This window comes from Staphylococcus sp. 231237_7MaSpsaltlick (assembly GCF_043107035.1).
Window position 1 is genome coordinate 1 of the sequence record NZ_JBICNX010000066.1, and the last position, 4107, is coordinate 4107.

The window sequence follows — 4107 nt, forward strand, 5'->3', positions numbered from 1 at the left end:
ACGCTCTATATAAAAAGAACCGCAGGTCTCTTCAGATCTACGGATTTTCGCCATGCCACGAAATTAGCATCATGCTAACAAGTTAAGCGAACGCTGACATGATAAATTAGTGGTTAGCTATATTTTTTTACTTTGCAACAGAACCATTTTATTTAATTTTTAACGCTAATATAAGCTACTCTTAATTTCTTAATTAGAGTATAATAATATTATTAATTAAAAGGAGATTAAGGTAATGAAATCATTTTTCTTTATAATCATTTTGGTTTTGCTTTTATTTAGTATTTTTGAATTAAATAAAGATATTACTGATAAAAAATATAAACTATTAATAGTTTTAACTACTATTTTATTAGTGTGTATTACCCCGTTATACTCAATTTTGTGTTTCTTCGCTATATTTCTTGTTTCAATATTTCTACTATTCACTAAAAAGAATAAAAGATTGTGGAAGCATATGCTTTTATTTTTCGGTATCGCTTTTCTAGTAGCTGCTATCATTTTTACTTCTATAACACCCTCTATAACTAAAAGTGATATAGATAATATGTCTGATGATGAAAAAATGGAATATATATACGATGCAGATGATGATAAAGGTAAAAAGTTATATGAAGAAGATAAAGATATATATAAATATCTTTTTAAAAAGTACTTTGACAAAGATTATGATTCAGTAAAAATACCTAATGAAAAAACTATTAATAAAATTAAAGATAGTAATGAACTTAGTCCTGAACAAAGCACTAAGTTAGAAATAGAAAAGCCTAAACTTTACGATAAATATCTTGAAACAGTTGATACTAGTTTTGATGAGGAAATAGAAAAAGAACAGGAAGACACAGAAGACACAGAAAGTGATGAAGATAAATTAAAAGATAGTATAGATTCTGAGATTACTAGTGGTCATGGTAGTATTAAAAGCGTTGATTATTATAATGATAGTTTAGGTAAAAATGCAGTAATTGTTATTAAAGGTAAAGAAAATTTATCAGATAAAATGACTTCAGAGGGAATGAGATATGCTGTAGCTGATACAGTTAAAGGTGTCAGAGATAGTAGAGTTTCATTAGATACTTTCACAATTGACGTTATATATCCGGTAGAAGATGATACAGGGAATACAAATCATGATTTTCATGTTATTAAATCCGAATGGTCAATGAACACTGTGAAAAATATGAGTAGTACTGATCTTGAGTTGTTAAATACTGATTTAGATAAGTATGCAAATTCATACGATGAAAGTACCGCATTAAAATAGAGCCTTATATAAGGCTCTATTTTTTTATTTTTTTATGAACATTAATTTCATTTTTTATACTATATACAGTCGGAAGATATCCAACATGAGAATACTTCTAGTAATGATGAATTGGTTAAGCAATTAAGAAGTGAAATAGAGTTATTTCATAATCAATTAACTATTAAAGATAATCAAAAAGAACAGATAACTAAAGCTTTAACTAATCAACAGTCATTACAACTTGAACACTATAGAAATAATGAATTAGACAATACTACACAGAATATAAGTAGTAATGACATTAATTATAAAGGTACTGATAAAGTACGTGCCTACGATGAAAAGGATCGATATTCAACATATGCCCCTAAGAAAAAATCACTACTTAGTAGGTTATTTAACAAATAAAAAAAGCCCTATATACATGTTTTGATTAGTCATTGCATGTGAGGGCTTCTCATAGAGTCTATTTAATTGTTATGAAGAAATCGTTTCCAAATCTCTTTTAATTGAATATACAGTATTTCTACTAATATCAAATTCCTTAGCAATACTCTTAATAGGAGTATTGTTCTTTAATTCTTCTACAACTCTAAAGTATATAACACGCTTCTTTTTATTACGTGCATTAGGACTATACTCTTTAGGCTTACCTTTGTATATTCCTTTAGCCTTTGCTACTTTTATCCCCTCTGCTTGTCTACGTTTAGCTTCTGTACGTTCCATATCTGCCACCATACCTAACACAGATATAACTAAATCTTTCATAAACTTATCCATTAATGGATTATCTATAGCTTGATTGAGTATAGGCATATTCAAAACAATTAACTTAATATCTTTTTGTTTTAACTCATGAATGATGTTTGCTATATAATCATAGTTTCTTGAAAGTCTATCCAATCCGTCTATTACGATCACATCGTCTTTTCTAGCATATAATAATAATTCTTTTAGTTTAGGTCTGTTAGTCATATCTTTACCACTAGCTTGTTCGATATATATTATCTTCTTCTACTCCGTATTCTTTAACGGCTTCTAATTGTCTAGTTAAATTCTGTTCAATTGTCGATGTTCTACAATAAGCTAATAACATGATAACTGCGCCCTGTTTGATTTGTTTAATTAAGCATATCATACAACTTTATATTGAACACCCTTAGAGTACACACTTGTTGTTGATATTATTTAACATTTAAATGTTAAACTAAAGAGTACCCAAAAAAACTTTTACAAGTTTATCTATAATTCCAATTGTATTGATTAGTAACTATATACTTTCATACCTACTTAGGATTTCTTTAATGTTTATATTATCACTAATAATGTAGTTTTTATTAAAATATTGTGTGAATTTATTTTTAACTGCATATTTCATACCATAAGTTACTAATTTAACTATATCACTCACAATATTAGTGAAATTCTCTGTACTAAATTTGTCATACGTCTCTCCGCTATGAACAATATTATTTCTCATATCATAATAATCACTAAAATAAATATCAATACAAACTTTAATATTTTCGCTATTATAAACCTGTAGTTCCTTCATTTTAGGTATGAAGTGATGATAAACAACGTTTTTATAAGAAGATAATTTTTTCTTAGCAGTATCATCATCTATGTTTTCATAAATTTTATAATAATCATATACAAAGTTACAAATAAAAGTTTCAAGAGCAGTCTGATAATAAATTATTGAATTATTATAATCTTCTTTATAAAAATATCTTTCTCCCATTCTCATTTTCTCACTAGGAAGCATGCTTGACATATTTTTATAAATTTCCCAATTCGCAAAAATACTTCCTAATTCTTTTTTACTTAAATTTTTACTTTGATCTTCTAAAATTTTATCTGGCCATTTTATAATAAAAGATTTCATCTCAAAATTTATGTGTTTTCCATTAATAATTTTACATGGCCTATATAATGGAATACTTTGAATATCCCCTTTAGAAATTGGAAAAACGTTATGATATTGAAATTTAACCATAATAATTCTAATAAAATGGTTTATAATCGAAAGTTGAATATCAAAAATACTAGAAATCTCATTATCTGCCTCTATTGTTGATTTACATACTTTTTTGAAGCTATGTTTATTTATAATTGTAGTACATTCTACAATACTTCTTCTTTCTTCAAAAGGGATTGGAAGACGATTACCATATTCAATTTGCCCAGTTGTATTTAAAATTTTAACTAAAATCTTGTTTTTATCATCTATAAAAAATTCTCCATTGCTAACTGGAATTCTAAAAGGAAGCATATACTTAAAAGTAAGTAATTTCATATTATTATGATTTACTCCATTAATTTGTTTTAAAAGCTTTTCATCCTGTGATGTAAATTTAACTTTATTGATCATAACCACCCCTATTTTTAATTATATTGAATACACCTTAACCTAAACAGATAAAACTACTTTGCATTCCTCTGCACTATGATGTTATAATCTAGATAACAAATATGTGTTGAACATGGTAAACACCGAGCCCGATAACTACTGGAATAGTTATCGGGCTCTTTTTGGTGTTATTACTGTGTCGTCGCTTGATTATTTATCACGATTATTCAACCAATGTGAAAACAACGTGATTATAACCCCTACTATAATAGGAGCTACTATAGATACAAATATGATGCTGAACATGGTGTCACCTCCTTCCATGCTAAAACAGCACAGAAGTAAACGACGACTTTTCTATTATACCATCTGTATCTTTTGAAGCATATGCACTTCCGATAAGTTGAAATATGTTAAATAGAAATTAAGATACTTAATACCAGTACCTATTACAGTATACTATCGTTAATTTGGTGTTTACAGAAATACCATGTTACTATCACCATCT

Annotated in this window: 4 protein-coding genes and 2 pseudogenes; 3 read left to right on the forward strand and 3 right to left on the reverse strand. The window is 27.3% G+C overall.

Features of this window, described 5'->3' with window-relative positions:
- The 3 genes and pseudogenes from ACF91D_RS29490 to ACF91D_RS29500 all read left to right on the forward strand — a co-directional run.
- A pseudogene (locus ACF91D_RS29490) lies at nt 1–86 on the forward strand (IS6 family transposase); the annotation flags it as partial.
- Nucleotides 87–457: 371 nt separating this feature from the next.
- A complete protein-coding gene (locus ACF91D_RS29495) occupies nt 458–1264 on the forward strand; it encodes a hypothetical protein (RefSeq protein ID WP_232160628.1) in 807 nt (268 codons plus the stop codon).
- A 111-nt stretch (nt 1265–1375) separates the two neighbouring features.
- Entirely contained in the window at nt 1376–1654 is a 279-nt protein-coding gene (locus ACF91D_RS29500; protein ID WP_210123617.1) for a hypothetical protein, read from the forward strand.
- A 69-nt stretch (nt 1655–1723) separates the two neighbouring features.
- Here the strand turns inward: ACF91D_RS29500 and ACF91D_RS29505 are convergent.
- The 3 genes and pseudogenes from ACF91D_RS29505 to ACF91D_RS29515 all read right to left on the reverse strand — a co-directional run bounded on the left by ACF91D_RS29505 (nt 1724) and on the right by ACF91D_RS29515 (nt 3905).
- A pseudogene (locus ACF91D_RS29505) lies at nt 1724–2342 on the reverse strand (recombinase family protein).
- A gap of 174 nt (nt 2343–2516) precedes the next feature.
- A complete protein-coding gene (locus ACF91D_RS29510) occupies nt 2517–3620 on the reverse strand; it encodes a hypothetical protein (protein WP_392438281.1) in 1104 nt (367 codons plus the stop codon).
- 189 nt (nt 3621–3809) lie between these two features.
- Nucleotides 3810–3905: a type I toxin-antitoxin system Fst family toxin gene (locus ACF91D_RS29515; protein ID WP_002512588.1), complete on the reverse strand. Its 96-nt coding sequence runs from the start codon at nt 3903–3905 to the stop codon at nt 3810–3812.
- Nucleotides 3906–4107: the final 202 nt, after the last annotated feature.